The organism is Methylobacter sp., assembly GCF_030680395.1.
Classification (GTDB): domain Bacteria; phylum Pseudomonadota; class Gammaproteobacteria; order Methylococcales; family Methylomonadaceae; genus Methylobacter_A.
Genome location: NZ_JAUXVR010000031.1, coordinates 1 through 25734, shown reverse-complemented (window position 1 = coordinate 25734; position 25734 = coordinate 1). Strand labels below are relative to the sequence as shown.

22 protein-coding genes are annotated in these 25734 nt (G+C 45.4%); 12 read left to right on the top strand and 10 right to left on the bottom strand.

Going from position 1 to position 25734, the window contains the following annotated elements:
- On the bottom strand, positions 1-187 hold a 187-nt coding region (locus Q8L79_RS13455), incomplete at its 3' end, for a helix-turn-helix domain-containing protein (RefSeq protein ID WP_305272086.1).
- Between the two features lie 279 nt (positions 188-466).
- Here Q8L79_RS13455 and Q8L79_RS13450 point away from each other — a divergent pair.
- From Q8L79_RS13450 to Q8L79_RS13435, 4 genes are all read left to right on the top strand, one after another.
- A complete protein-coding gene (locus Q8L79_RS13450; RefSeq protein ID WP_305272084.1) occupies positions 467-724 on the top strand; it encodes a hypothetical protein in 258 nt (85 codons plus the stop codon).
- A 162-nt stretch (positions 725-886) separates the two neighbouring features.
- Entirely contained in the window at positions 887-1123 is a 237-nt protein-coding gene (locus Q8L79_RS13445; protein WP_305272082.1) for a hypothetical protein, read from the top strand.
- A 250-nt stretch (positions 1124-1373) separates the two neighbouring features.
- Entirely contained in the window at positions 1374-2960 is a 1587-nt protein-coding gene (gene gshA / locus Q8L79_RS13440; protein ID WP_305272081.1) for a glutamate--cysteine ligase, read from the top strand.
- Between the two features lie 166 nt (positions 2961-3126).
- On the top strand, positions 3127-3849 hold the full coding sequence (locus Q8L79_RS13435; RefSeq protein WP_305272088.1) for a phosphoadenylyl-sulfate reductase: 723 nt from the start codon (positions 3127-3129) through the stop codon (positions 3847-3849).
- Positions 3850-4026: 177 nt separating this feature from the next.
- Here Q8L79_RS13435 and Q8L79_RS13430 read toward each other — a convergent pair whose 3' ends face one another.
- From Q8L79_RS13430 to Q8L79_RS13415, 4 genes are all read right to left on the bottom strand, one after another.
- Positions 4027-4335, bottom strand: a complete 309-nt coding sequence (locus Q8L79_RS13430; RefSeq protein WP_305272079.1) for a hypothetical protein — start codon at positions 4333-4335, stop codon at positions 4027-4029.
- Positions 4336-4653: 318 nt separating this feature from the next.
- On the bottom strand, positions 4654-5811 hold the full coding sequence (locus Q8L79_RS13425; protein WP_305272077.1) for an AI-2E family transporter: 1158 nt from the start codon (positions 5809-5811) through the stop codon (positions 4654-4656).
- Between the two features lie 222 nt (positions 5812-6033).
- Positions 6034-7506, bottom strand: coding sequence for a lipopolysaccharide biosynthesis protein (locus Q8L79_RS13420; protein ID WP_305272076.1), 1473 nt, complete (start codon positions 7504-7506; stop codon positions 6034-6036).
- A 353-nt stretch (positions 7507-7859) separates the two neighbouring features.
- Positions 7860-8594, bottom strand: coding sequence for a hypothetical protein (locus Q8L79_RS13415; protein ID WP_305272074.1), 735 nt, complete (start codon positions 8592-8594; stop codon positions 7860-7862).
- 468 nt (positions 8595-9062) lie between these two features.
- Between Q8L79_RS13415 and Q8L79_RS13410 the strand changes: the two genes are divergently transcribed.
- Positions 9063-12257, top strand: coding sequence for a transglycosylase domain-containing protein (locus Q8L79_RS13410; protein WP_305272072.1), 3195 nt, complete (start codon positions 9063-9065; stop codon positions 12255-12257).
- A 293-nt stretch (positions 12258-12550) separates the two neighbouring features.
- On the opposite strand, the gene Q8L79_RS13405 is transcribed toward Q8L79_RS13410, so the two are convergent.
- A complete protein-coding gene (locus tag Q8L79_RS13405) occupies positions 12551-12973 on the bottom strand; it encodes a type IV pilin protein (RefSeq protein ID WP_305272070.1) in 423 nt (140 codons plus the stop codon).
- Positions 12974-13138: 165 nt separating this feature from the next.
- On the opposite strand from Q8L79_RS13405, the gene Q8L79_RS13400 reads away from it, so the two are divergent.
- Genes Q8L79_RS13400 through Q8L79_RS13385 form a run of 4 tightly spaced genes read left to right on the top strand, consistent with a single transcriptional unit; the run spans position 13139 to position 18547 of the window.
- Positions 13139-13705 carry a GspH/FimT family pseudopilin gene (locus Q8L79_RS13400; RefSeq protein WP_305272069.1) on the top strand — a complete coding sequence of 189 codons (567 nt, stop codon included), beginning with the start codon at positions 13139-13141 and terminating at the stop codon, positions 13703-13705.
- 20 nt (positions 13706-13725) lie between these two features.
- Complete coding sequence (locus tag Q8L79_RS13395; RefSeq protein ID WP_305272068.1) at positions 13726-14436, top strand: prepilin-type N-terminal cleavage/methylation domain-containing protein; 711 nt, start codon at positions 13726-13728, stop codon at positions 14434-14436.
- 22 nt (positions 14437-14458) lie between these two features.
- On the top strand, positions 14459-15706 hold the full coding sequence (locus tag Q8L79_RS13390; protein ID WP_305272066.1) for a hypothetical protein: 1248 nt from the start codon (positions 14459-14461) through the stop codon (positions 15704-15706).
- A 33-nt stretch (positions 15707-15739) separates the two neighbouring features.
- Positions 15740-18547, top strand: a complete 2808-nt coding sequence (locus Q8L79_RS13385; protein ID WP_305272064.1) for a hypothetical protein — start codon at positions 15740-15742, stop codon at positions 18545-18547.
- 213 nt (positions 18548-18760) lie between these two features.
- On the opposite strand, the gene mutM is transcribed toward Q8L79_RS13385, so the two are convergent.
- Positions 18761-19576 (bottom strand): bifunctional DNA-formamidopyrimidine glycosylase/DNA-(apurinic or apyrimidinic site) lyase, encoded by an 816-nt coding sequence (mutM, locus tag Q8L79_RS13380; protein ID WP_305272063.1) that lies wholly within the window; start codon positions 19574-19576, stop codon positions 18761-18763.
- A 333-nt stretch (positions 19577-19909) separates the two neighbouring features.
- Here mutM and Q8L79_RS13375 point away from each other — a divergent pair, with 333 nt between their 5' ends.
- Positions 19910-20188 carry a hypothetical protein gene (locus Q8L79_RS13375; RefSeq protein ID WP_305272061.1) on the top strand — a complete coding sequence of 93 codons (279 nt, stop codon included), beginning with the start codon at positions 19910-19912 and terminating at the stop codon, positions 20186-20188.
- 253 nt (positions 20189-20441) lie between these two features.
- Here Q8L79_RS13375 and Q8L79_RS13370 read toward each other — a convergent pair whose 3' ends face one another.
- Positions 20442-21500 (bottom strand): NAD(P)-dependent alcohol dehydrogenase, encoded by a 1059-nt coding sequence (locus Q8L79_RS13370; RefSeq protein ID WP_305272060.1) that lies wholly within the window; start codon positions 21498-21500, stop codon positions 20442-20444.
- A 492-nt stretch (positions 21501-21992) separates the two neighbouring features.
- Here Q8L79_RS13370 and Q8L79_RS13365 point away from each other — a divergent pair, with 492 nt between their 5' ends.
- Positions 21993-22664 carry a hypothetical protein gene (locus Q8L79_RS13365; protein ID WP_305272056.1) on the top strand — a complete coding sequence of 224 codons (672 nt, stop codon included), beginning with the start codon at positions 21993-21995 and terminating at the stop codon, positions 22662-22664.
- A gap of 571 nt (positions 22665-23235) precedes the next feature.
- Here the strand turns inward: Q8L79_RS13365 and Q8L79_RS13360 are convergent.
- Together Q8L79_RS13360 and Q8L79_RS13355 are read right to left on the bottom strand one after the other, a co-directional pair.
- Complete coding sequence (locus Q8L79_RS13360; protein ID WP_305272054.1) at positions 23236-23616, bottom strand: hypothetical protein; 381 nt, start codon at positions 23614-23616, stop codon at positions 23236-23238.
- A gap of 111 nt (positions 23617-23727) precedes the next feature.
- On the bottom strand, positions 23728-24672 hold the full coding sequence (locus tag Q8L79_RS13355; protein WP_305272052.1) for a hypothetical protein: 945 nt from the start codon (positions 24670-24672) through the stop codon (positions 23728-23730).
- 537 nt (positions 24673-25209) lie between these two features.
- Here Q8L79_RS13355 and Q8L79_RS13350 point away from each other — a divergent pair.
- Positions 25210-25734 (top strand): ABC transporter substrate-binding protein (locus tag Q8L79_RS13350; RefSeq protein WP_305272051.1); only part of this gene is annotated, 525 nt, incomplete at its 3' end.

The window sequence follows — 25734 nt, the reverse complement described above, 5'->3', positions numbered from 1 at the left end:
TATCCGCTTTTATTTGCGCCTGCTGTGGGAAGTAGCCCTTTTTGCCTCGATTGCGTTTCAGCTCCCGGCACACGGTAGATCCCGATAGGCACAATAACTCTGCTATCTCTTTCTGGTTTTTCCCCGCTGTAATTAATATCTTAATCTGGTATCTTTGTGCCTGGCTTAGCTGTTTATAGTTTCTCATGCGCTTTCTCGTCTTTGGTCGGATTGAAAAAAGCCCGAAACTATATCAGCTAACCTTTTTCTTTTCCGATTAGTGCCGATTGCACTTATGAGTTGAATCTAAGTTTTTATTAAGCGAACGGATTATGGTAAAGCCTTACAAAACTATATTTTCTCAAGAATTTTTTTCTTGTTTAAATACTGAATGCATCTGTTTGACTCCATCTGTTAATGCAGAGTAAAGTGCAGGCGGCCGTATAAAATTCTTTATTTCGGCCTTAAACAAACAGGGGATATTAATATGAAAAAAAATACTTTGATGGCTCTATGTGCCATGATCATGACATTGAGTATCGTAACCGCTGCATCAGCAGACGAAGCCAATGGTGGTTATAATACGAGCAACACCGACAACGTAACCATTGGCACCGACCCCAATACCGGCGGTGAAGCTCCTGGCGATGCTCAAAATGTGCAGAGTATCCAGGATCAAACAGAGAGTATGAAGGAAAGATGGAGTGGAGATGCCCAACGTCAGGCTGTAGAAAACGGAAAATGACTTATCAGACTTTCAAACGTAGGTTGGGGCTATGTTATTTTATGACGGGCTAACAATTGTCCTGAAATTCAAGTGATAATTTTATTCAATAAGCGATCTAAGCATAGTTCATTCGTATGCTGACCTCGCTCTGAGAGACTCTTAATCCGATAAGGAAAAACAATGAAAATTTTATTGACAGGATTGCTTGTTGCAATGACAAGCTTCTCCTCTTTCGCAGCAGATGATACGTCTGTAGTTGATCTTAGTAATAACAAAAGTTCACCCGAGCCGGCAGAAAATCAAAATACAAGTACCGTTGATCTTTCCGACAAAAAATCTGACACGGTTTATTCTCCGAGTCTTGAGAATACTACTCCTGCGGGCCAGGCGCCTGGTGGACCCATCGAATCGAAATAAAGCCGGGATATTTATTACTTGAGAAGCTGGTCTGATTGTGAATCAGCTTTTCATTATGCCAACGAGCGGAGATTTTTGCGTCGTTCTTTATTTGCAACTCTTTTCTGCATCTGTCCCGCTTAAGCGTGATACCCCTACTTGAAAATAAACTTCCGGGTTCATTTTTGTATCCGCGATAATATTTCTTCAATCAGTTAAACCCTTTATAATGACTCGATTATATAAGGACTACAGGGCATGCACCCATTCTATGACTAATTTGAATAACGCGCTTTCAACACGTTTGGATCAACTTACTGCAAACGGCCATCATCAACTGCTTTGCGGGGGCCTTAAAGGGATTGAGAAAGAAAGCCTGCGCATATCCAAAGACGGATTCATCGCCCAAACTCCTCATCCCAAAGCGTTAGGCTCCGCATTGACGCATCCGTATATCACCACGGATTATTCTGAAGCCCTGATCGAATTGATTACCCCGCCGTTTGCCGATGTAAAAGACTCGCTGGACTATTTGCATAACATACACCGGTTTGTTTATCAGCATTTGGATAATGAAATTTTGCTGAGTGCAAGTATGCCCTGCGGCATTGATGGCGATGAAAGCATCCCCATCGCTGAATACGGGTCGTCCAATATAGGCCGGATGAAGCATGTTTACCGCCACGGTTTATGGCATCGTTACGGCAGAACCATGCAGTCCATTGCCGGCATTCATTTTAATTATTCGGTGCCTGAAGCCCTGTGGCCTGTTCTACATAAAGAAAAGAGCAGCCCGCTGAGCCTGGAGCAGTTCATTAACGAAGCCTATTTTGGTCTAATCAGGAATTTCCAGCGTATGGGCTGGTTAATTCTGTATTTATTCGGCGCATCGCCAGCCATCTGCAAAAACTTCTTCAACAGCCGCCCGGCATTGATGACGCAATTTGAAGCGTTTGACAATGGCACGCTTTATCATCCTTATGCGACGTCGTTACGCATGAGCGACATCGGCTACAAGAGTAAAAATCAGGCTAATCTGAAAATTGATTACAACTCTATAGACGGTTACGTCAGTAGCTTGAGCGCTGCCATTAACACGCCTTATCCCGAATATGAAAAAATCGGCACGTTGGTTGACGGCGAATACCGTCAACTGAACAGCAACATCTTGCAGATTGAAAACGAGTTTTACAGCACTATGCGGCCTAAGCAAATTGCTCAATCCGGCGAAAAACCGACTCTGGCGCTTAAACGTCGCGGGGTGCGTTACATAGAAATGCGTTCGCTGGACCTGGATTTGTTTAACCCTATCGGTATCGATGAAGATAAAGCCCGTTTTATTGAGGCGCTATTGCTCGCTTGCTTGTTGCAGGACAGTCCGAAAACGTCAGATCAGGAGCAGCAGGTTAACAATGCCAATCAATTGGCTGTTGCCAACTTTGGTAGAAAACCGGGATTAGAACTTAATAAAAATAACCAACAAATTCTTCTAAAGGATTGGGCGGCTGGAATTCTTGAATCCATGCAGCCGGTGTGCGCAATTCTTGATCAAGATGATGCGGCAAAGCACTATAGTTCCGCTTTGGAAAAGCAGCAGTTGTTAGTTGAAAATCCTGACTTAACCGCATCTGCACGCATATTGGAGCAGATGACGCAGCTTAGGCAGCCGTTTTCGCGTTTCGCATTAAATGCCTCCATCGAACATGGTCAGTATTTTAAGCTCAATAAACTGGATAAGATCAATACGCAGCAGTTTAATGACATGGCGGCGCTATCTCATGACAAACAGCTGGAAATCGAAAAGAACAAGCAAATGCCTTTTGATTATTTTCTGAAGCAGTATTTTTTGCAAGCGTAACTTGGCTATTCGTGGGCACTATCATTAAGTTGATGTGGGTTGTTGGCAGATGAACTTGCCCCAGATAGGAACAACTTAGCAGTGACACACGCGGTCGCACCGGTTCCTTACCGGTTGCGACACTTCCTGCCATTCATGGCAGTCGTAGCGATAAGGCAAACACATGATGACCACATTTGATATAGAGCAACTACAAACCGATCTGGATAAAAAAAATCCACGCGTCATACTGAAAAAAGCGCTGGAGCTGTTCGATAATATTGCCATTTCGTTCAGCGGTGCGGAAGATGTGGTATTGATCGATATGGCTTTGGCTATCAGAAAAGACATACAGGTTTTTTCCTTGGATACCGGACGCTTACATCCTGAAACTTATCGTTTTATGGAAAAGGTCAGAAAACATTACCAAATCGATATTGAATTATTGACGCCGGACCGAGACGTACTGGATAACTTTGTTAAAAAGAAAGGTCTGTTCAGCTTCTATGAAGACGGCCATCAGGAATGTTGTGGTATCCGCAAGGTTGAACCGCTAAAACGCAAACTGGCTCATTTAGACGCCTGGATTACCGGTCAGCGTAAAGATCAAAGCCTGGACACCCGACAAGATATTCCCGAAGTGCAGATAGACACGGCATTTTCAACTGCCGAGCATCAACTGGTTAAATTTAATCCCTTGCTTAACTGGAGTTCGGCGCAAGTCTGGGATTATATTGAAGCCTATCAGGTGCCTTATAACGAACTGCATGAAAAAGGCTTTATCAGCATAGGCTGCGAACCCTGCACCCGTCCCGTACTGCCTAATCAACATGAAAGGTCAGGCCGTTGGTGGTGGGAGTCAGGAGCGAAAAAAGAATGCGGATTACATGCTGGAAATTTGAAAAAATAATTGCGGTCGCCCTTACTATGCTCAGCATGCGCTAAAACTTTTTATCTGAAAAAAGAGGGTCAGCGTTTCATGGCTGAATTAGATATCATCAGCATTTTGCCCGAAAGGCAGCTATTTTGAGGCATAAGATCAGACATGAAAAGTGGGGTAAGCCAATTCTTGGTTCGAATAACTCTGCTAATCCAGGTCACTCAGGTACAAGTCTTCAATCAGCTTTCTTTCTTCTTGCGTCAGTAAAATCGGGGAATATTTTTTTTCGGAACGGCGTTGTTCGGAAAGCAGTTGTTGCCGACGCTCAATTGCGCGTCTTTCATCACTGCGTCTGCTCATATCGCGACGATTCGATTTTGGCCAAGCCAGATAATGATTTTTTATATTTTCCACCCATTCTGGCGATCCGAATGGATAAGGAATCTTGCGTCTGTCAGCCATACGCCGGGTCATTGTCGACCTGCGCGGGTTGCGTCGAAAATCATATAGATTCATGTTTCGTTTCCTCCCCGGCGATTTTTGGGGCTATTTGTCCAAAGTAATGAGCATAAAACAAAAAACTATTATCTGATTTTCGATATATTCAGTCTATAGGTTTTCAAACCTATTTATATTAAAAAAGACCAGTTTTTTCAAGGAGATCACCGTGGTGTTTTATTCAACCCGTTGCAATATTTGCTATATTTCAGGATTGATGCGGCGAATGCGGTAAAGGCTGTGAAACAAGTCCGCGACGGTCAAAAATAAATTAAACCTGTTCGACCGCCAACAGTGCCTCATCGTCAACGCAATAAACGAGGCGGTACAGCGCAGTTATTGTCCGTCGTCGAATTCTGTTGGCGATGAGCTTGGCATTTGCTCTGTTTCGGTAATGACTTCCTGTAGGGCGCTGTTTTCAGTATCTACCACCCATGCAGTTGTCTCCGGTTTATTCATATCGATAACCCAGTCGCGCCAGATCGAGATCAGTACCGCCATTAGCGTAGGTCCTAAAAATAAACCCAGCAAACCGAAGTTTTCCAGTCCGCCAAAAATGCCGAGCAGCGTCCAGATGAACGGTAGTTTAACCGCACCGCCGATTAATCTGGGACGTACATAATTGTCAGCCAGCAGAATAACCACCACGCCGAACACAAACAGCGAACTTCCCGCCACCATATGTCCTTCGGCGACCAGCACCAGTGCGCAGGCGCCGAAGATCAGTTTGGCTGCAAACGGAATCATCGCAAAGACACCGGTTAATGCACCCAGCATGGCCGGATGACTCAATCCGGCTAACGCGTAGCCTACACCCAGCAGCAAACCTTCGCCCAAGCCGACCAGCACCAGGCCGTTGACCGTGGCGCGCACCGCCGCCGTGGCATGAATGGCATAACGGACGCCGGTTTCGCCAAACACTTTTCGGTTGGTCGCAAGCACATATTGACTCAGCCCTGTGCCGTGTTGATAGACAAAAAACAGCACCAACAATGTCAGTAAAAAGCCGAAGAAGCGGTGTAAAAGTTGGCTTGCGAAGTCCTTGGTATAGGTAATAGCGCTTCCGGTTCCCAACCAGTGCAAAGAGTCATTGGCCGCGACCGGATTGCCCAAGGCATTCATCCAGCTATCTTTTGCCCATTGACCTATCAGGGGTATAGTTTCCAGCCAGACAGGCGGTGGAATGCCGACATGTTGCGCTTCGGTCAGGATTTGTCCGAGTGATTGCACTTCATGAAGTAACCGGCTCAAACCATAACCTAAAGGTACAAGAATAAGAGCGCCGATCAGTAATGTCAGCAGCAAAGCTCCCCACGTGACTTTGCCGTGTAATTTGCTGGAGGCCAGCAGGCGTTGATAAATCGGCCAAGTGGTAATAGCCAGTACCACTGCCCACACCAGCAATGCCAGAAAACTGTGCAAAACCCAACTGCCCAGCAGCAGTAAAATGAGACCGCCGATAAGGCGCGCTTTGACTTCCATATTATTTGTCATAAGTTATAGTTTGGTCGACTGTATGGACAGATTTTTGCTCCTCGTTAATCGCTCCTGCATTACCCTACTACACGCTATCCATGGCGTTAATGCAAAATCTGCATTCTCCACATCCCTGCGGGTTACGCAAGAGATAGGGCAATGCAGGTGCCGAGGCTTAAAAAAGAATTCGCTGCAAACGAAATCTTCGTAGAGTGCAGGTTAGTGCTACCCCAACACTTACTAACTTAACCTATGCTGCTGACGACCTTCGCATAGTGCGGTAATCAGAACATAAAGCAGCATTAATGCACTGGCCAATAGCCATGGCTGCCAAGCGATAGTCATCAACAGTTGCCCATGAGCAAAATACAAGCCGATGCCTAGTCCGATATAACCGATCACGCGTTTAACGTCGTAATCGACCGGATAATATTTTTGTCCCAACAGATACGAGGCGATAGCCATGCTGCCGTAACAGGCCAGCGTCGCCCAAGCCGAACCGACATAACCCAGCAGCGGTATCCACCAGACATTGAGCACGATAGTCAGCGCCGCTCCGGCTAAAGATACGAATGCACCCATCAAGGTGCGATCGGTTAATTTATACCAGATGGACAGGTTAACATAAATGCCCAGGCATAGATTAGCCAGCAGCAGAATCGGCACCACTTCAAGACCGGCGCGAAACTCGTCGCCGACAAAATATTTAAAGAAATCGATAAATAAGGTTACCAGCAGGAAGATGAAGACGCAGAAAATGACAAAAAACTTGAGCACCAACGCGTATACTTGGCGGGCATCGCTTTTGCCTGCATAAGCAAAGAAAAACGGCTCGGCCGCGTAACGGAAGGCCTGAATGAACAACGACATCAAAATCGATAATTTGTAACAGGCGCTGTAAATGCCCAGCATTTTCATGTTGGTCTGCCAGTCGTAAGGCAGCAGGTACTTTAGCAGGGCGCGGTCGAGCATTTCGTTGATGATTCCGGCGAAACCGATCACCACCATCGGCAATGAATAGCGAACCATGCGGCCGAATAATGCCCGGTCAAAACCCCAGGCAAGACCGGATAACTGGGGCGCAAGCAGCAAAAACTTAAAGGCGCTGGCTATTAAATTGGCGATAAAAATATAACCTATGCCTATCGTGGGGTTGTAGATCGGCGCTATCCATGACTCGGGATTTTCTGCGTAGATTTTGGGGCAGTAGACGATGAAAAACAGGCTTAGCAGTATGGTTACCCCTATTTCGAATATCTTTATGCCGGCGAAGCGGAATGCTTTATTTTCTGCACGTAGCCGGGCAAACGGAATGGCGGCAACAGCGTCCAGGATTAAAATCATGCTAAAGCACAACACATATTCGGGATGATGAGCGTAGTTTAGCGCCGCCGAAAGCTGCGTATTGATCAACAGTATCAATGCAAAAAAGCCCAGATTGATCAGTACTACGAATATCAGCGCTGTAGAATAGGCAACATCGGGGCCTGTGCGCTCTTTATCGCGAAACCGAAAATAGCCGGTTTCAAATCCGAACAGCAGCAACACGGAAAAGAATCCGGCGTAGGCATAAAATTCCGACACCACTCCGTACTCCGCCGCTGTGAAGTAATAGGTATACAGCGGCACCAGCAGATAGTTGAGGAAGCGCCCGAAAATACTGCTGAGGCCGTAGACCGCAGTCTGAGATGCAAGTTTTCTTATAATGCTCATGGCGCCGAATTATACATGAACGGGGAGAGGCGCGGTGTTTATAGCATGCGCATCAACTTGAGGTATAACACCACGAAGAGCACGAAGAAAAAAGTAAATACTCATTCCCTCGATCTTGCTATAAACGTGGTATTTAGAATTGCCAAGCAAGCTTTGAATTCCAGCATCTTTGTTTTTGGTCGTTCAAAGCCGGCTTTTGATTCCGATCAGATATCGTGAACGTTGGTGCGGGTAGTTACTCAACGAGGAAAGGGGCGAATAGTTTTAAAATTTCGTGTTCTTCCTATCGTTGATGCGTATGCGGATGTGAAGAATTTCAACAATACCCTGCATAGACGAATTTGAATTTATTTTCATGATTCAGTTTTATCTCTGACATAAAACCACATCTGATAAACGCTGAGCAAAATTTGCATTCCCATCGAAATCCCCATTAGTGCGCCGCTGGCAACGACCACGTAGGCAAATGAAGGAATCGATTTGGTAATAAACCACGACAGGACATCCAATAGCATCGCGGCAAAAGGGATAACTACGGCAACTCTTTTTACGATCACGTTGATGTCGCAAAGCAGAAAAATCTTGCCGATAAAAAACAAAATAAACGCAATGCCGAATAAATGGATATGAGAAACCCTGATTAAGCGCGGGTATGATGCGCCACCGGTATGGGCCACTTCGGATACGCCTGCATAATTGGTTAAATCGGGTAGGGATGGATTGATAGCGGATGTATGGCACTTAATACAATCGCGGTTTAATATCGGGGCGATTTTTTGGTTATAATCGGGTTCATCGGCACCCTCCTGAATCCATTTTAAAATGACCTCCTTATCGTTTTTATATTTCAGGTTAGGTTCCATGATACCGTTAATGGCAGAGCCCAAACGTGTTTGATCGTTTGAACCGTGATAATTAATGGTGACATCGGCAATAGATAGGCCCGCTACGCCGTCACGACCTTGATGGGTGTAATACAGATTGCCCAGGGCAACCAGATAGCCAAGTCCTACGGTTAGCAGAAATACAGTGTTTAAAATTCTTTCGCTGACTGAGATGTCGCGAAAGCGGGTATAAGATTCGGACATAATGGTTTTAAATAGTGACTATGAGCAGTGTGGCAAGGGTTGATTTCAGGATAAATAACGTCCGGTAATTATACTAATTGTAACGTTGCGATTGCTTTGATGTAAAAGCTTAATGAGAAGTAAACAGGAGAGTCGTCAAAATCAACAAACTTCCTTTCGATTACCATTGTTGCTCTCGAGTGGTTATAATTGATCATATATAATGTTGATCAATGGGAGCGGGTTTTAATCCCTGAGCGTTTACTCGGCACACCGCTACGCTGCTCCCGCATTGCCGGGGATCAAATATTTGTCCATACCGTCGTGAGTACAGGCAGATTTGGAACTCGTCATTTTGACCCTTGTGGGTGCTGGAATTCCAACTGACAAAAGAGATGTAATTATTTTGATATTAATACTGAAGGCAGAATGCTTGAGTAGTCCCGTAATGAAAGAACCGGGAATTCGTTTTGAGGTTAATGTCCGGTAATGAGAATGCATAAGCGAGCGCTTTCACGGTTACTGCTGCTTTATGTTTTGGGCGGATGTTTTGTAATCGGAATAGCGGTTACCACGCTGGTAAAAAAAGAGGTACAGACCTCTAAATATCAGGCGCGTTACCTGTCCGAAATAAGCAAGCAATTAAGTTCTGAACTCAAGCCGGGGCATAGCTTGACAATACGTTACCCGGATCATGGTCCTTACGACCAGCGCTTGGGCTACACGCTACTGTCGGACGAGATTACACGCCTGGAGAAGTCAGGTTATAGCGTTACCACGCAAGCGTCTATTTCGCCGATGATGAGCCGGCTAGTCGATGATTACGGCTTGTTTCCGATTTATCAAGAGAAGACCCGCACCGGGCTTCGCATCGTTGATCACGCCAACAAAACAATATTTAGCGCTGTTTATCCCACCCACGGTTATTCCGATTTTAATGCTATCCCGCCGCTGGTGTTGAACACCTTGCTGTTTATAGAAAATCGCGAGCTGCTTGACGAAAATCACAAAAATATTAATCCGGCGGTGGAATGGGATCGCTTGGGCTTTGCCGCATTGCAAATGATGGCGCGAAAACTGGGCGCGGACATCAATGTACCCGGCGGCAGTACTTTGGCTACGCAGTTGGAAAAGTACCGACATTCGCCGGACGGCTATACCGAGTCCATGGTCGAAAAGCTTCGCCAAATGGCCAGTGCGTCGATACGCGCCTATTTGCGGGGGCCGGATACGCGTGAAATGAGACGGCAAATCGCCCTTACTTATTTAAATTCCATGCCGCTTGCCGCAACTGCAAAATTAGGCGAGATACATGGCTTGGGTGATGGCCTGTCGGCTTGGTTTGGCGCCGATTTTAACACAGTCAATCAACTACTCAGTTCGACTGCCATGGATGGCGGAAGTGTCGCAACCGGTAGGGAACCTGTGCGACCGACTGCCATGGATGGCGGAAGTGTCGCAACCGGTAAGGGAACGGTGACATCTAAAGCTATCAATTCAACTGAGCAGGTTACTCCGCAACAGGCGCAAGCCTACCGACAGGTGCTGAGCATCCTGTTGTCGCAAAGACGACCTTCCTATCTTTTAGGGGCCGGTTATGGCGTGCTGCAAAACCTTACCGACAGTTATTTGCGTGTGTTGGCAGAACAGGGCGTTATTTCAACATCGCTACGGGATGCGGCCTTGCAGGCGACTACAGTTCGACTTCCTAAGTCGGATCAAGTGCCGGTCAAATTTATGGCCGAACAAAAGACCCAGAATGTGTTGCGCACCCGTCTTGCCCGGACGCTGGGCGTAAAGTCCAACTATGAGCTGGACCGTCTTGATTTAACCGTTAAAACTACGCTCGATTATGGTACTCAACAGGCAATCACCCAAGCATTGCGCCAGTTGAGCGAGCCCGATAAAGCCAGAGCCGCAGGCATAGTGGGTTTTAGAATGCTCAATGAAGATATCGATCTTGCTCCGATAGTTTATAGTCTGATGTTGTTCGAGCGCGGCGAAAAGGGCAATCTGTTGCGCATCCAGACCGATAATTATGACCAGCCACTCGATATTAACGAAGGCATACGGCTTGATCTGGGCTCAACCGCCAAGTTACGTACTATGGTGCATTATCTGGAACTGGTTACCGAGATTTATCAGCAGTATAAAGACCAGTCGGTGCAGGAACTGAGCCGGATTGAATTGCACCCGCGTGATTATTTATCGGCATGGGTTATCAGTCAAGTGCGTGCGAATCGACAAATAAATTTGGAGGATTTGCTTAATCAGGCTCTGGATCGACGTTATTCAGCCAGTCCTTATGAAAGTTTTTATACCGGCGGAGGCGTACATAGTTTTAACAATTTCACCCCGGATGAAAATCAAAAAATCATGTCGGTGCGGGATGCGTTACGCGATTCGGTGAATCTGGTGTTCATTCGATTAATGCGAGATCTGGTTTATCATCATCTTTATAAACCGGAAGGTATAGCGAGATGGCTGGAAATTCCTGATGATCCCCGACGCATGGAGTATCTGCAACGCTTTGCGGATAAGGAAGGCCTGGTTTATTTAAGACGTTTTTACGACAAGTATCACGGCAAGCCGACCGACGAAATCATGGAGTTGCTTACCCAGAGAGTTTTTGCCAAGCCATCACGCCTGACCATGCTTTACCAAGCCGTTTATCCGGATGCAGATACTCACGCGCTTAGTAGTTATTTGAATGCCCATTTATCCGCTACTAACCTGGATGCCAAGGATATTGAGCAACTTCATCAGAAGTATTCACCGGCAAATTTCGATTTACAGGATCAGGGCTATATCACCAAAGTTCATCCCCTCGAATTGTGGCTGGTCAGTTATCTGGTTCATCATCCCGATGCCACCCGTGCCGAAGTTATTACCGCGAGTACGGAACAGCGGCAGAATGTCTACCGGTGGCTGTTTAAAAGCAACAGAAAAAATGCCCAGCAACGGCGTATCATGACCTTGCTGGAGGATGAGGCGTTTAAACAGATTCATACTGCATGGGATCGTTTGGGTTATCCGTTCGGATCGTTAACGCCTTCTTACGCAACCTCCATCGGCGCGTCGGGTGACCGTCCGGCTGCATTAGCCGAACTGATGGGCATTTTGCGCAATGACGGCTTACGATTGCCGACAGTCCGGTTTGACAGTCTGCACTATGCCCAAGCGACACCCTATGAAACAGTGCTGGATAAATTGCCTGAGAATGGCCAGCAAGTACTTGCACCCGAAGCGGCGAAAGCGGCGCGCGGCGCGCTGATCGGCGTGGTCGAGGCAGGCACGGCAGGGCGACTCAGAGGTATCTATAAGAGTGCCGACGGCAAACCGTTGTCGGTGGGAGGCAAAACCGGAACCGGAGATCATCGCCGTGAAATATGGGGGGCAGGCGGGCGCTTGATCGACTCGATATTCATCAGTCGTGCAGCCACCTTTACGTTTTTTCTGGGCGATCGTTTTTTTGGAGTAATGACCGCTTATGTAGCGGGGCCGAATGCCGAGCGTTATCACTTTACCAGTTCATTGCCGGTACAAATAATCAAGTTTCTGGAGCCCACGCTAGCGCCTTTGTTGAATAAAACAGCGGATAGCAAGGCTTCCGGATTGTTGGTGGATTTAAAAGCGTCCAAGACGGGGAAGGGTAATGACACGGCTTCCATATCCCCGCCTTAGTGGGCATTGTAATCCTTGATCGGTATGGCTAACGCGGGATAACGCTCGCTGCATTTATTAAACCATCGGATATGTAACCGGTGGTTAATCCAAGAACTCTAAAGCTCGAAAATAGGACGCCTAATAAATCGACGTAGCCTGAAGCGCCTGCTTTAAGTACTCATCTTGCAATATACTGAAGTATGACAAACCTTTCGACCACACCGTTTTATCTCTCCCGCCGCCTGTCGAATAATCATAAAAGTCAACGAAATAAGCTTGACCTTGAACAGAGCATCTACCGCACTGACAAGTTATGCCCCCCAGCACTCAGTCACTTTTGCGGCAGTTGTTTGAACGCTAGCCGAAGTCGTTTTGCCGTCTTTATTAACAGCAAAAGTGCCGCATGTAGCATCTGCAAATGGAGACAGCGGGGCGGCAGTAACTAAGTAAGCTGTGGCTGTTGGGGTGCCTGATATAGCAATTGTGTAATAACCGTCAGGAGAGGTACTGCTAGCGCTTATTTGTGCCAGTGTGCCGTAAGTAGGATTATTAGCTCTATATTTTTCCTGTGCTATTTGCGCCTGTAAAAGTGCAGCCTTGGCATCAGAACGTTTTGCTTTGGTTACGTATGCCGTATACGAAGGATAAGCAATACCCGCCAAAATCCCGATAATAGCTACTACAATCATCAATTCCATTAAAGTAAAACCGGAAGATCGTTTAAATGTATACATTGTTCCACCTTTTCAAAGTTATTTTATTGAAGCAAATATAGCATAACCGATAACTAGCGAAGGTAAATGGCATAACCTTTAAATTTAATGGACAAAATGTAGATTAGCTAACGGATTAAAAACAATAGTAATCTATACTCAGACTACATAAAAAGGTAGATAGACATGAACAGACAAAAAAATGCCGGTTTTACTCTGCTTGAGACAATGATAGTCGTTGCCATCGTTGGCATTCTTACGGCGATAGCCGCCCCCTCTTATCAAGATATGATTGAGACCAACAGCCTAAAAAAAGCGCTTGAGTCATTCCAGTCGGATATGCAATTTGCGCGAACCGAAGCAATCAAACAAAGCACAGGCATCATAGTTTCCCGTATAACAGGTGATGCGGGTGCATGGTGTTATGGATTGGCAAGAGATATTCCCACAACCAGAACAAGTTGCGATTGTACTGAAACCGATACAGCAGATGCCGATTATTGCGATATAAAAATTGTTTCAGGCACTGGTTTTAATACCACCAATATGGTTTCAGCGAGTGGTAACAGCACTTTTGATTTTAGACGCGGAACAATCGGCGCAAATGGCGTAACGTTTAGCACTGACGGTTATGCGGCACGAGTTGTTTTTAGTGGGGTTGGGCGGATAAGAATTTGCTCGCCCTCCACAGAAACCAACCCCATGCCGACAGGTAAAGTAGGCTTGCCTGGTAAAGAAGATTGCAGCGAATAACCCCGCACAGAGAATTGATTATGAAAAAACAAACCGGTTTCACACTCATAGAAATCATGATTGCCTTGTTGATAGGTTTGGTCATTCTTTCGGCGACTATTAGCATGTACGTCAATACGGTAAAAGGAAGCACGGATACCATTAATTCTGCCCGGTTGAATTATGATATTGAATCAGTGATGCTACTGATGGTTAATGACCTTACTAGAGCGGGCTATTGGGGGGGGGCCACGGACGGTGTCGACAGCTCGACAAATCCGTTCATAGCAGGTGCTGCCAATATACAAATTCCAACAGCAGCCTGTATTTTATATTCGTATGATGCCCCGTCGGCATTAGCAGTCAATGGCGATGGTATTGTTAACAATGGCGAATATTACGGTTTTAAACTTCAAAGTGGGGCGATAAGCATACGTTCTGCCGATACGGCGGAGGCTACGGCTAATTGTACCGGTACAGGATGGAGCGCTCTTACCGTTCCGCAGGACGTCAACATCACAGCCCTGACATTTACCACAGCCTATAAATGCCTGAATGTTACAACTTCTCTTTCCTATGACACGACGTGTGCAGCAGTAGTTACGGCAGCAAATTTGGCTTCAGGGGAAAAAGCCGTTGAATCCCGCCAGTTTAACATTGCTTTGACGGGGCAGTTGGCTGCCGACACAACCGTCACAAAAACATTAAACGGCACTGTAAAAGTGAGAAACGATCGTATTTTTACTCAATAACGGTAGTGCTTCAAGAGGCTCGATGATGAAAATAGTAATACAGCCGAATTTAAACAACCAGCGTGGCGCTGCTACTTTATTTACTGCATTGATAATATTGGTGGGTATAACACTGGTAACGCTAACCACCTCAAAAACGGTTCTGGTTGAAACCCAAATAGCCGCCGATAACTACAGGACGGCTCAAGCAGTCGCAGCGGCTAATTACGCAATGGATTATGGGGTCAATTATTTTGATAACGGTGGCTTTGATCAAGTTACCGTTGCTGGGGCCGCTGGCAGTGATAGCATCGTAGATGTTGTTACGGTACCTGGCTTGGCGTCAGCCGATGGCAGGCAAACTACAACGGCAACGCTGACGTTTAACAATGCTGCAGGTACTCGCTGTGTAGCGGCGGGAGCAACGCCTTCCATGAGAAGCGGCCTGATTACGGCCACGGGTTTTAGTGACGACGGGCTTGCAAGCCGAACCATCAGCCAATGCGTTGTTACCTTGCCGGTGCTGCGAAATGCCGGACCCCAGCAACCTCTGATTGCTCAAGCCAATGTTGCATTAACCGGAAATGCCCGAATTATTAATCGTTACACCAATACCACTATCTGGTCAGGCGATGCTGTGTCGATTGGCAGTTCATCGGCAATGGAAACCTATATTAAAGATCCGACGGTGGTGGGCACTCTGACTCAAACCCAATTACTCGATACAGACGAGGACAATAACACGCAGTTAGTTTCAAATAATAACTTAGGCAATGGCCTGGATATTATCGATAGCGACCCTTCTTTAGGCACTCTAATCGGTTTGGATTTTTTTAAGAATTTTTTTAATGTCGACACGCGCGAGCAATTGAAAGCAATGGCAAATAGCGCAGGTCAATCTTACACCGCGATGAGCAGTGCGGTCACTTCCCCTGTTAAATCAGGGCTTATCTGGGTTGAAGGGAACCAATCTATGAATGGCGGCACTATTGGCAGCCTCACTGCTCCGGCTATTGTAATAATTAACGGCGATTTTACCCTTGGAGGTGGCGCTACTATCTACGGCGTACTGTATGTCGCAGGCACATACACTATAGCCGGTACGCCCCAGGTTATAGGTTCCAATATTGTAGAAGGCACCAACTTGGCTACAGGGTTGCCTGCAAGCTCTCCCATCGTCGGCGGCACCGGCACCATAAGCCTGGTTTTCTGGCAAAATATTGAAGGGGGGGCTGCTAATCCACCGAAGGGTTTGACTTCTGTGGTTGGCGGATCGTGGCGTGACTGGTAACCCTCATTTATTGTTCATTAAAAGGCCATGGCTATGAAACATTCAATAAAAACACAAAAAGGCATCGGCCTGATTGAGGTATTAATCACGACCGTTGTGGTTGCCGTAGGCTTGCTTGCCGTTGCTTCTTTACAGGGTCAATTTGTTTCCAGCAGCGGCGAGAGTAAGATGCGCTCAGAGGCTCTGGTGCTTGCAGAGCAAAAGCTGGAGCAATTTAGAAATATTGTTGCCATAACCAATACTAATGTTCCTGCAACCGGCTATAACGACATCCTTGTTGCCGGATCTTTCACGGATACCGGCAATCCTATCGTGGGTACGAATGCCAGTTTTACCCGAAGCTGGACAATTACAAATGTTGCACCGCCTGTTCCTCCGTTTGCAGTAGGCGACCCCAGTTTAAAAAGAATATCCGTGCAAGTAGGCTGGGATGGCAACGGCGATGACGACAGTAACGATGCCGATGAAATCGTTAATGTCGTAACTGAAATGGCCTGGATTGATCCTGCAAAAGCTAGTCAGTATGCGGCAACCAATGCAGGAGGCAGTACATCGGTCGCAAGTCCCAGACAAAACGCCTCTGAAGATGCGGCAGCCGAAAGTGTAATAGGAACAAGTTTGGCGATAACCGATCTTGATTTGGAAACAGTCGGAAGTGCAGGTGTTGATGCGACCGTACAGGTTACCGTCCCTCCTGCAGCCGGTGGGACAACGATAACCTTAACTCAGGTGGCAACCGGGTCGCACTATTATACAGCAACGCATAGCGTATTAAGCTCTATAGAGGAGGGCGTTATTGCCGTTTTTCTGTGTGGCGATACTAATACGTGTACGCACATTCAGAATCATTTTGGCGGCGTGGTTCATCGCATTGCCGGTACCGTCCATTCAACGAGTTCAAACGGTTTCGATAACATTAAGGTCGCATGGACATCAAGTTCAGTCAGTGATTGCTATAACGGGCCGATAACGGTGGTTAGAGGCTCAGGCAGTGATCAATATCGACGCAGGCCTTATGAATGTATTTATGCCGGGAATTGTAATGCAACGGCCAACGGTGTAAATGGATGTTTTGCCGATAACATTGTCTCGGATGATCAAATAAACGAGAGGAACGTCGGCCCCGGCGGCGAATACGGCGATGTCGGCCTAATAGGCGTGGATGACCAAGGGGGTGATAGAGAGCAAGTCTGTTTTCTTGAGGATACCGCAGATCCTGCTGCCAGTCCTTTATTAGCTGCCAGCGGCAGCGAAGTATTAAATGAAAGTTATCTGTATTCGGTCACTAAACGTTTTTATGCGGCGCGAAGAATAAAACGCAATACTGTGTCTTTGATTAATGATCAAAAAACAGAAGGCATTAATCACTCCTATACCAATCATAATTTTTTGGTTATTTCAAGAGGAACGGGTGCTACAGCAAATCAGCTATGTAATCTTAAAGCTACGGCCAACAGTATTCGACTTGCCCCCAGGGAGATATTTAACACGCTGGATCAAAGCGTATCCAATACGGTTTTAGCGGTAACTGATTTTGTGGGTGCTGTCGGTACGGCTAAAACGCTTACCGGAACTGTCACCGGTAGCGCAACCAAGTTAAAGCTGATGATTCCCGATGTGGGAAACTGTTATCTTAACAATAATACTCACTCTACCTCTCCCGCAACTGCTTATGCGTGCGCGGTGCCGTCTGGTACGGCAAGTGTCGATATTAAAGGCGGTAGCAATGAATATCCCACGATTACTCCTAATGCGGTATTCGCAACCTGTACAAAAACAGATGCGACTACCTGTAACTGGTTGGCAAATTTTACGGCAACAGCCACACCTTCTAATGACTGTACTACACCCTGGGGAGCGGCTGTTACGAATGGACATACTGTAACCGCATATCTAAGCGAAGCCGAGCCTTACGGGAACATTGCTGTTCCGCCTAATACGTGCCAAAACGCCGAAATACGCACATGCACGGCGGGTACGTTGTCCGGCAGTTATGCCGAACAGTATTGCAATATTGCAACATCAGCTGACTGTGCGTCACCGTTTGCAGGGGGGGCAGTTATTTCCAATGGAGGCCACGTAAATGCCTATAGCATTGCAAGCGTACCTGCCGGATATTCATGTCCAGCTTTTGTCGTGCGCACTTGTACGGACGGTATCTTGAGCGGCAGCGGCACCTTTGAAAATTGCAATGTTCAAACTACGCGCAATATTGAAGTTGAAGTCAATACGCAGGGCACAGGAACCGTTTCAGGTATCACTGCCGCTTTAGGTAGTACTGCCACTGGAACATTCACTTCATGTACGGGGACAACATGTACTGTATCTGACGATTGGACGGGTACGCTGAGCGCAACAGGTACTTGTAGCGGCGGTGGTGTAGTGTCTGGCACCAGCGCGACTATCCCAGCCTCAGCAATAGGGACGTCTGTCGCCTTGGCAAGTTGTACCGGGCCGGTTTGTACCACGCCTTGGAGCACAACCATTGCCAGCGGCGGTTCAACGACTGCATACCTGACGTCCAGCGTACTATCGCCAAGTACGTGTGCCAGTGAATTGCGTTTTTGTAATAACGGCGTTTTGGCGGGTACCTATACCCATCAATCTTGTACTGTTACCCCTACCTATGCAATTACCGTAAATGCGGCGAATGGTAGCGGATCTGTGGTATCCCGTACTTGTAACGGCGGATCTTCTTGCTCAGGCTTGGTGGCGGGAACCTATACTGTGTCGGCAACGCTTAGCGGGGGCAATACCTGTTCAAAATCCTATGCGATTACCGGAAATACAACTGTGACCGTAACAAAGAACAATAGCGGAGTGTGCACGATGGCGCCTTAGTCGAGTGAGGTGGTGGACTGCCAATCATTGGCAGTCCTTGCTGGTTAGCATAAAATAAAAAACCGCCTTGCTGTAAATTCAGGGCGGTTTTTTTATGTCAATAGGAACCAACCAGACCGGAGGTGAGGGCATGACTGTATGGGTACAGAATGTGCAGAGCATCAAAAAGTAGGCGCGTTAGCTGTGGCCGGAGAGTCGCCTGATCTAAGCTGTTTATCGCTGGCAATTACCGCAGAATACGGTTGAGCGGTTAGCTATCCTGATTTCTGTTAGCGGCTGATTACAGCTGACACAGGGCAATCCCGAACGACCATAAGCCCTGAGTTGCTGTTGAAAATAACCGGGTTTTCCGGCTTCATTGACAAAATTCCTCAACGTTGTACCGCCTTGCTGAATGGCTTGTTGTAAAACCACACGAATACACTCAGCCAATTTTTGATAACGCGCTAAAGAAATCTTGCCCGCTTGTCGCGTTGGCTGTATGCCGGCCATAAACAAGGCTTCATTGGCATAAATGTTTCCAACTCCCACAACGATATGGCTGTCCATAATGAATGACTTTACAGGTGTTTTGCGGTTCTTGGATAATGAGTAAAGCAGTTCTCCGTTGAAATCGGATAACAGCGGTTCGGGGCCTAAATTTTTGAGCAATTGATGTTCGGCAGCGGGTTCCGTTGTCCATAGCACCGCGCCAAACCGTCGGGGATCATTAAAACGCAGTATCGTTCCATCATTAAAAATAAAATCGATATGGTCGTGTTTACCGACTGTCTGAGCCGTAGACATAATCCGTAAACTGCCGGACATACCTAAATGCAAGAGCACTGTACCGGCAGTCGTGGAGAGCAGCAGGTACTTTGCTCTTCTGGAGACTGATTGAATGCTGAGTCCTGGTAAGATTTGATTGAGTGTTTCAGGCACAGGCCAGCGCAGTTTTGGCTGGCGGATGATTACCTGTTTAATAATTTGCCCTTCAATATACGGCGCAATGCCTCGGCAGGTAGTTTCAACTTCGGGTAACTCAGGCATAGGAAGGAAGGTTTTTAATCAGAACTGCGTTTGGGTTTGTATTGTAAAGTTTAACATGTAAATTTCAGGGCGTTCCATTCCATATTAAGGGCTCGCATATTTGTAATTTGCCATCAAGCCGTACCAATCATCAAGGATATATCGGTTGAGATCACATTTTCATAAAATAGTTTAAATAAATTATGTAACTAATTATTTTTTAAAGAAGAGTATCTTTCAACTTGGTCTTTTCAATCATTAAAAATAGATTATAATCAGTTAACACTTAGTTAGAAATCGGGTTTTTCATGCTTTTTTTGAAAAATCGCCATTTAGTTCACTGTGTAGCTTAGAGTGGCACTAAGTTTATTTTTCATAATATTCATTTTATTAAAAGAAGAAAACGGTATGAGCAGCGTTTGGGTGATAGGCAATCATGTGAAGGTTCAGGGTATGTCTAATGATTTTAAAATACTCTCTTATAACTTTATTTTAGGCGGCAGTGTTGAAATGATTTTGGAGTCACCTGAAGGCAATAGATTTTTTTTAAAGCGTAGAAAATCGCAAATCTCCGATATTGAGGATGAGTATAATTTTGACACAGGCTCTAACGATGAGAATTACAGTTATTAACGTGGTTTGTGGCAGATTTTTATTTTAAACCGGAAAACCATCAGCAAACAGTAGCCCAGTAAGTAAACCGGGATGGCGAAGAAGTTCCTGCAAAACGGTTTTTTTAAGGGATGAGGTTCGTATTCTACGGGGCCGGACTCATTTTTGAAGAAGCCCAGCTATTTGACGATTCGGTGGCAGACAGGTTTGTTGTGTAAGGTGCAAAAAGTGGTTAGCAGATTGCACCTAATGAGCTTAATGCGACAGAAATTCTCTAATCTATCGGCTGTTTTAGGCTTGCCAAATCAATAACGAAGCGGTACTTTACATCGCTTTTCAAGACGCGCTCGTAGGCTTCGTTAATCTGCTGGATCGGGATAATTTCGATGTCTGAAGTGATGCCGTTTTCAGCACAAAAATCGAGCATTTCCTGAGTTTCCTTCAAGCCGCCAATCAAAGAACCGGCAATACGGCGGCGCTTGAAAATCAAGTTTCCTATAAAGGGTGACGGATGCGGCTGATCAGGCAAGCCTACCAAACATAACGTACCATCGCGCTTCAGTAATGCCGTGTAATCATCCAGATTATGCGGTGCAGCCACCGTGTTAAGTATGAAGTCAAAACTGGCAAGATGCTCTTGCATTTCATCCGAATTTTTGGATATCACCACTTCATCAGCTCCGAGTCGTTTGGCATCTTCCGCCTTGCCCGGTGAAGTGGTAAAAAGCACGACGTGCGCGCCAAACGCATGGGCAAATTTTATCCCCATGTGGCCGAGTCCGCCTAAACCAACGATGCCGACTTTATCTCCTTTGCCTACGTTCCAGTACTTTAACGGAGAATAAGTGGTAATTCCCGCACATAGCAATGGGGCCACAGCTGCCGGATCAAGTTTATCCGAAACATGCAGCACAAAATCCTGATTGACGACGATCTGCCCGGAATAGCCGCCGTAGTTACTGCCGCCGGTATGTTTATCGGGACTGTTATAAGTAAATACCGCGTTATTACAGAATTGTTCCAGATTATCGTGGCAATCCGGACACGTCTTACAGGAATCAACCAGGCAACCCACACCAACGGTATCTCCGGGTTTAAAATCGGTTACCTCACTACCTACTTTTGTCACTTTGCCAACAATTTCATGGCCGGGTACCATCGGAAACACCGAGTTACTCCATTGGTTGCGCACTTGATGAATATCAGAGTGACAAACCCCGCAGAAGAGAATTTCAATTTGGATATCGGTCGGCGTAGGATCACGCCGCTCAAAATTAAACGGTACCAGTGGAGAGTTATAATTATGAGCAGCATAACCAATAGTTTTTTGCATAATAGGGCTCCTTGAATGTAAAACGGTGATTAATAGTTACTATGTTCAATATCTATTTCTAATCTAAAATCAATTAATATAAAACAATATGATAGTGATATTTAAGCCGCTTTTGATACTGTTAGTCGACTATATTTTAAGTGGAATAACGGTGATACGGTTCAATGTATGATGATTAGGCCGGTCAAAAGTCGACTTCAGGCAGAGTGAAATTTAAATTGACCATCCGTCTGAATTTGGCTGGCTATTGCCTAATGCGATAATCGGCTAAGAAAGCGAAACGATCATTTAGAAGCAAGTATCCATTTTATGGAGTGCCCTTCCTCGTGCCTATGAATAAAGCAGTTGACCTATTATTTAGATTCTTTTAAGAAACCATTAATAAAAAAATTTTAAGATTGAACATGCTCGCTTAAAGCTGTCGAGAATCAATGTACTAATAAAAAGCTCAATTCGAAACAATTTAATGCATCATATTACTGGATTAATATCATGAAGCGTAATCACATTTTCAACAAAGCGTTAAATTTGACTCATCAAGAAGTAAATAAGAAAGTTGCTATTCACGAAGCTGGGCACGCAACGGCTATTTATCTGGGTAACAAACAAAAAAGCCTGCCGCCTATTTTTTTTCAGATCTTTATAACTCCGGGAAATGACGACTTTCAATCATTTATAAGTAAATCTACTATTAATTATATTGCGAATATAGACGGTGGCCGCTTAATTCATACGTTACCATCTTCAATTGCTGAGGCAACAAAGGGTTTTTCCTCCGCACAGATAATTGCTTATCAACGCGCTTTTGAAGCAGATATGATCAACATACTGGTAGGTCCTTTGGCTGAAGCAAAATATCTCTCTCTCCGGGAGGGAGAACTGATTAACCCTGGTTTCATACATTTAAATGACCTGCATTACTTTGGTGGTGCTTCCGATTTAGAGCATATCAACGAGTATCTTGAATGTTTTCCTCCAAATTCAGGGCTTAGGCAACAAAAAATCACAGAGTTATTTTTGGCGGCATTCAGCTTTATTAATGAAAAATCAAATTGGAGTGCAATTACTGCCTTGGCGGACTATATTGTGAATGAAGATAAAAGCGTAATAGAGTGCAATGAAATTATCGATGTTCTGGAAGCCGCTAATACAAGTCTTATGTAAATGTTGTCATATAACGTTTGAACCAGCTAATTTAATATCTACTATGAATCGTGTCTTATTCTACAGATAGGGCAGATATGTTGACCATCCGATGTGCAAAGCCAGCCATTTTCAACGGCATCGGTAATTTCACCCTCTAGCCATGCGCGGCTTTCAGTAATACGTCGACCCGTAGATTCATTTTCTCTGTATGCCCGGCGAAATTCTACCGTTTTTAGTCCTCGCGGATTGCAGATGTCACAAAAAATAATTTGTCGTATGCTCATAGTGATTTTTAAAATGAGTAAGGAACCGAATTAATCGCCCTAACGGACTACTCATTTTGGTGAGTTGAGCTGCTCATTCTTCTATGTCAAATAATACTGGTTAGTGTGAATGCTTACTTAGAAGTGCTCTTAAAATATCAAAACTCGAACTGGATATACAACCCGTATCAATACTTATATGAAATACGCGATGCTCAACTTTCTAAATGAAGGAGGTTGGCATAACACACTCTTCTGTCGTAAAGTTAAATTGACATAAAACATGCGGTAATCGGAAGCGTAGCCCTGCTACTGGAAGGCTCTACCTATGTAGTGCCTGAGGCATCCTCTTCTTCGTCCAGCGCTACGACGAGTAAGCCCTCCTGCCGGATCATGGCTTTAAAGCCTTTCATCACAGGCCGGGAGATGGCCGTTTCCGACAGCAGGCGTTTTTCGTAGATGATGCTTTTTATTGCTTCATCACGATGTTCACGGGCTTGCGCAATCAACAGGTGGAGTGCCGTATCCAGCAGATGGCCGGGGTGTATTTTTACCTCGTCGTAAAGCAGTTCCATTACCCGCTTTTCCTCTGTCCTCATTTTGCATTTGCCGTCGAGGATTTTCAGCATCACGGCAATAGCGCAATCCACATGGATCGGAGCTAAGGGATGTGCCAGTACCCAGTGGGCTACGTCATCTTTGGTCATATGTCCTCCTCATCGGCGGTTCTTTACACATGGTTTTCCAGATACCGGACATGCCGTTGATGTCCGGCGTTCACTCTATCCTATGGGGCTAAAATCCAGGGAAAGGCTATTTTATTCAATAAAAAGCTCAGTACATTTTTCTCTGGCCGAGGCTGGAGCATAAATGAAATCTTTATTTTCAACGGGTTCTTTTTCTGCGGTGCCATAAGTTTTTTCTTTTTCCATTTCCCAGCGTGTTTTGAAATAGTCGAGAAACAGCTCGGCCATATTCCAGCGGTCCGATTCGAACGAAGTCTGGTCGCTGGCATTAAGCCCCGTTTCCCAATGCAGATAAGGCATTTTCGAAACCGGTTCGGTTAAATAATAACTGCTATAAACTTCAACTTTCCTGGACTCTTTGCGGATGATAATAAACAGGGGAATGCAGGGCAGGCCGTCGTAAACAAAAACGCCTAACGACCCCGTTATCTTATCTCCTATGCGGCTAATCACATCTTCAAGCGAAATTTTGAATAATTTGGAGTATTCGTTGAATTCGTGCGGGTTAAAGCCGGTCGTTTCCGTTGCGCGCAATTCGCCGATACGGCAATCGGCTTTTAAAATCAACATCCTGAAATGCACGCCATTTTTTATCCCATTCTCCAGTTCCCGCGATTTGTTTTTGAAACGAGGGTCGAAGGTGATCAGCCAATAAACATAATCCCCCGGTTTTAATCCTTGCATAATTTGGCTGAAATCGAATTCTTTATTGGTGATACCGGAAAATCCTCTTTTAACGGAATTCAGCAAAATACTATCGACGTACTTGGAAAGCGTTTCACGCAAACTTATTTCGGACTCCTTGTGCTCTTCAGCAGAGATAAACCAGTGGTGAAAATAACCAACCGAAACGACGACGGATACGAACAGGCCAAATTCCGAAATGATTTTGAATATCCATTCATGTTCTTGGTAGGCAGGATTATGGACCAGCCCCTCAAATAACTTATAAATCGTAAATCCGCCGAAAATCAGCACCAGCGATAAAAGCCATTTGAGTTTTTTAGTCGTGGTCATGATTTGTGCCTATTTTGGAAAAAGGTCATCCTAAGTATCCTCCTCCGGTAATACATTGCCAATACCTTGAGAAGGTCAATCAGTAATTCAATTCGGATGAAAATACAAAATAGCCGAATAGTGGCATCAATTTACGAAAGTCCGGTTTTGGCCGAGGCTGTGTCAAACTCACAACTAAAATCTCCAGCCTACTAGGTAATAATGCGTATTGATTAAAGGGGGTAGACGCTCTATTGTCCGGCACTTGTGTAACAGTACAACTTAGATTAAAAACACAATGATATCCATGGATTTAAATGCTTTAGCAACTTACTGAAAGTCAAATTTATTATTTAGGATTTTTATTTATGTCTATACAAACAAATACAGTTAAAGGCGATAGCTTGTTTTTAATCTCAATTACACGAAAATGCAAACATAACGTGCATCAGGTTCTTCTTGGCTGAGGTTGTCGGGTTATGCGTATATATCGATACAATAAAAAGTGACTATCAAGCATAGAAAGCGGATTGCCTCAATATGATGCAAGCCCGTATCATGCTTTTTATAATATTGATAAGCCAATGCTTTGTGGTGTCGGCTGAATCTATCCATTTACAGTTACGCTGGCATCACCAGTTTCAATTTGCCGGCTATTATGCCGCGTTAGAAAAAGGCTATTACAAAGACGCGGGACTCAACGTCATTATCCACGAAGGCATGCCGGATAAAAAACCGGTACAGGAAGTCCTTCAAGGCCATGCCCAATATGGCGTGGCCAATAGCGAGCTATTACTGGAACGGTTACGCGGCGCACCGCTTGTCGCCTTGGCTGCGATCTATCAACATTCTCCTTACGTCTTGCTCGCACGCAAAGATGCCGGAATTCTTTCCCCTTCTGATTTAGTCGGAAAAAAAGTCATGTTGATCAATCAAACCATGGATGCTGATTTTGTCGCCATGTTCAATAATGAAGGCATAGACATAAGCCGCCTTCATGTCATCCCCAGCAGTTATGAAATTCATGATTTGGTTGACGGCAAGGCAGATGCCTTTAATTCCTATCTGAGCAACGAACCTTAT